Genomic DNA, 3821 nt, shown 5'->3' with positions numbered 1-3821 from the left:
GACCTGCCCGGCATCGCCGACCGGCACGACTACCTGGCCTGGCTCGGGGACGACGCGGTGTGGCTGAGCCCGTGCTTCACGTCACCGTTCGCCGACGCCGGGTACGACGTCGCCGACTTCGTCCGGGTGGCGCCGCGGTACGGCACGAACGACGACCTCGCGGCGCTCGCGGACGAGGCGGCGCGCCGGGGGATCGCGGTGCTGCTCGACCGCGTGGCCGGGCACACCCCCGACCAGCACCCGTGGGGCCGGGCCGCGGCCGACGACCCCGCGGACGACCGGTACGTGTGGTCGGCGACGCCCGTCGACGGCTTCCAGCCGGGCCCGGGCCGGCGCGGCGGCTACTACCTGCCGAACTTCTTCCCCGTGCAGCCCGCGCTCAACTTCGGCTACGCCCGGCCCGACCCCGCGCAACCCTGGCGGCAGCCGGTCGACGCCCCGGGCCCGCGGGCCAACCGCGCGGCGCTGCGGGAGATCATGGCGTTCTGGTTCGACCGTGGCGTCGCCGGGTTCCGGGTCGACATGGCCGGCTCGCTCGTCAAGGACGACCCCGGCCTCGTCGAGACCGGCCGGCTGTGGCGCGGGATGCGCGACTGGGTGGACGCCGCCTACCCCGGGCGGGTGCTCGTGGCCGAGTGGGGCGACCCCCGCGTGTCCGTGCCCGCCGGGTTCCACGCCGACTTCTTCCTGCAGTTCGGCGGCGGGAACGAGGGGCTGGCGCTGCGATCCCTCTGGAACAACGGCGCCGGGACGGTGGACGAGGTCTGGGAGGAGCGGCACGCCTGGGCCGACGCCGCCGGGCTCGGCGACGCCGCGCCGTTCGTCGCGGCGTGGCGGGAGGCGGACGCCGCCATCACCGCGTCGGGCCGTGGCGGCGTCACCGGCCTGCCGACGTCGAACCACGACTTCACCCGGCTGGTCGCGGGCGACCGGGACGCCGAGCAGGCGCGCGCCGCGCTCGTCCTCGCGCTGACCTGGCCGTCGATGCCGTCGATCTACTACGGCGACGAGAGCGGGATGCGCTACCTGCCGGACGCGCCGACGACCGAGGGCTCCCGCCTCGGCCCGCGGTACGACCGCGCCGGGTCCCGGACGCCGATGCCGTGGGGCGGGCTGACCGCCGACGGGTTCGGCCCCGGTGCACCCCACGACTCCCGGTACCTGCCGCAGGACCCGGCGCCCGGCGCGCCCACGGTCGCGGGGGCCGTCGCCGACCCCGGGTCGCTGCTCCACCACGTGCGTGCCCTGGTCGCGCTGCGGCACGCCGACCGGCGGCTCGACGTCGGGTCGCCCGTCCGCGTGCTCTCGACCGGGTACCCCTTCGCGTACCTGCGCGGCGGGACGCTCGCGGTGCTGCTGAACCCGGGGCGCGTTCCGGTGTCGGCCGAGCTCCCCGGGGCCGGGGACGCGGGGGTCGTGCTGGCCCGCGGGTGCCGGGCCGAGGGAGACGCCGTGCACCTCGACGGGCACGGGTACGCCGTGCTGGACCTGGCGCGCTGACCCCGGGCCCTCGCGCCCGCCCCGTGAGGTCGCGACGCCGCGACCGCCCGACCGACCCCGCGACCGCCCGACCCGGAAGGACCCACCGCATGACCCTGCGCACCACCCCGCCCCTGCCCGCCGCCGTCCCCGCGCCCGACGGCTTCCTGTGGGGCGCCGCCACCGCGGGCCACCAGGTCGAGGGCGGCAACACCAACGCGAGCAACTGGCTGCTGGAGCACCAGCCCGGCACGCACGTCGAGGAGGTGTCCGGCGACGCCTGCGACTCGTACCACCGGTACCCCGAGGACATCCGGCTGCTCGCCGACGCCGGCCTGACCGCGTACCGGTTCTCCCTGGAGTGGGCCCGGATCGAGCCGGCCCGCGACGAGGTCTCCCGCGTCCAGCTCGACCACTACCGGCGGATGATCGACACCTGCCGGGACCGCGGCGTCGAGCCGGTCGTCACGCTGCACCACTTCACCGTGCCGGCCTGGCAGCACCACGAGGGCGGCTGGTACGCCCCCGACGTCGTCGACCGGTTCCGCCGGTACGTCGAAGCCGCCGCGACCATCCTCGACGACGTGCGCTGGGTCGTGACCATCAACGAGCCGAACATGATGGTCAACCAGGCCGACGCGCGGATCGACACGGAGGTCGGCGTCAGCTGGCCGGGACCGTCGCCGCACGCCTCCCGGGTGATCGCCGCCGCGCACCACGCCGCGGTCGAGGTGCTGCGCGGGCTGGGGCACGTGCGCTCGGGCTGGTCGGTGGCGAACCAGGACTACCAGGCGCTCCCGGGGGCGGAGCAGGCTCGGGACGCGTGGGCCTACTGGCGGGAGGACTTCTTCCTCGAGCAGTCCCGCGGCGACGACTTCGTGGGGGTGCAGGCCTACCTGCGCACGATCATCGGCCCGGACGGCCCGGTCGAGCACCCCGCGGACGCGGAGCGGACGCTCATCGGGTGGGAGTACTACCCGGCGGCGCTCGGGCACGCGCTCCGGCACACCCGCGAGGTGACGGGCGGCGTGCCGATGCTGGTCACGGAGAACGGCATCGCGACCGCCGACGACGCGCGGCGGATCGCCTACACCACCGGGGCGCTCGCGGGCCTGGCGGCGGCCGTCGAGGACGGCTGCGACGTGCGGGGGTACCTGCACTGGTCGCTGCTCGACAACTACGAATGGGGGTCCTACCGCCCGACGTTCGGGCTGGTCGCGGTCGACCGGTCGACGTTCGCCCGGACGCCGAAGCCGAGCCTGGCGTGGCTGGGGTCCCTGGCGCGGGCGGGCGTGCTGCCGGAGCCGGAGCGAGTGCCCGCGGACGCGGGCGCGGCGGTCGGGGGGCCGCCCGCGCGCCGGTAGCCTGGTGCGGCGCCCCGATAGCCCAACGGCAGAGGCAATCGGCTCAAACCCGATCCAGTGTGGGTTCGAATCCCACTCGGGGCACCGCTCACACGCCCTGCGCGAGACCCGCCTCGTGCGCGAGGGACACCGACGGCTCGGTACCGCCATGCTGGCCCCATGACGTCCCGCCGCTCGACCGTCCTCGTCGTCCTCGTCGGCGGCGTGCTCGGCGCCGCCGCGGGCGCCGCGCTCGCCCGCTGGGTGTTCCACCAGGAGGACCTCAGCACGGGGTGGGTGATCGGCGGCGCCGCGGCCGTCGGGGTGGGCCTCGGGGACGTCCTGTCGGGGAGGCTGCAGCGCCGCCGGGCGGCCACCGGCGCGCGCACCGGGCGCTTCGAGGGGTCGGTGCGCGCGGCCGACGGCGACACCGGCCTCGGCCCGCGCTGGGTCGCCGCGGTGCTCGACGTCGACCGGACGGGGGTGACCGTCGTGCGGCTCGCGCTCGGCATGCGGCCCCTGCGCCGCGCGCCCGTCCGGCTCGCGGCCGACGGCGTGCGCCGGACCGCTCGGCGCACCGGGCGGGGGGACGCGCTGCGGGTCGCGCCGGGGCTGGAGGTCCTGGTGCTCGACGTGCCGGGTGGCACCGTCGAGGTGGCCGTCGAGGCGCCGTCGGCGGACCACCTCGTCGACCGTCTGACGGCCATCGGCGGCCCTCGCACCACCCCCTGAAGCGCGGACGGCGGCGCGTCGCGGTTTCGCGAAAGCCCCGCGCGCCCTGTACTGTCCTATCTCGCCTCGCGGCCCGGGAACGGGCCGAGGACGAGGCCGTGCGGACGTGGCTCAGTGGTAGAGCATCACCTTGCCAAGGTGAGGGTCGCGGGTTCGAATCCCGTCGTCCGCTCCGCAGCCGCAGCGCCCGGGGGGCCCGCGCCCCGGCGGCCCGGCGGGTCCCCGGGGGGGGGCGGGGGCGGGCGGGGTCGTGCCGCCGCCGGCCGG

General features: G+C 76.9%; 3 protein-coding genes and 2 tRNA genes. All 5 read left to right on the top strand.

Going from position 1 to position 3821, the window contains the following annotated elements; translation table 11 throughout:
* On the top strand, window positions 1–1500 hold a 1500-nt coding region (locus KVT14_RS19515), incomplete at its 5' end, for an alpha-amylase family glycosyl hydrolase (protein WP_217617183.1).
* Between the two features lie 89 nt (window positions 1501–1589).
* Window positions 1590–2843: a glycoside hydrolase family 1 protein gene (locus KVT14_RS19510; protein WP_217617182.1), complete on the top strand. Its 1254-nt coding sequence runs from the start codon at window positions 1590–1592 to the stop codon at window positions 2841–2843.
* A gap of 11 nt (window positions 2844–2854) precedes the next feature.
* Window positions 2855–2927 (top strand) — tRNA-Leu (locus KVT14_RS19505).
* Between the two features lie 75 nt (window positions 2928–3002).
* A complete protein-coding gene (locus KVT14_RS19500; RefSeq protein WP_217617181.1) occupies window positions 3003–3554 on the top strand; it encodes a hypothetical protein in 552 nt (183 codons plus the stop codon).
* Window positions 3555–3654: 100 nt separating this feature from the next.
* Window positions 3655–3726 (top strand) — tRNA-Gly (locus KVT14_RS19495).
* Window positions 3727–3821: the final 95 nt, after the last annotated feature.

The organism is Cellulomonas sp. GbtcB1 (genome assembly GCF_019091725.1).
Taxonomy (GTDB): domain Bacteria; phylum Actinomycetota; class Actinomycetes; order Actinomycetales; family Cellulomonadaceae; genus Cellulomonas.
This window is presented reverse-complemented; position numbering and strand designations above follow the sequence as displayed.

Coding starts and splice junctions, on each gene's coding strand:
- KVT14_RS19510 (WP_217617182.1), top strand. CDS start 1,590: ATGACCCTGCGCACCACCCCGCCCCTGCCCGCCGCCGTCCCCGCGCCC.
- KVT14_RS19500 (WP_217617181.1), top strand. CDS start 3,003: ATGACGTCCCGCCGCTCGACCGTCCTCGTCGTCCTCGTCGGCGGCGTG.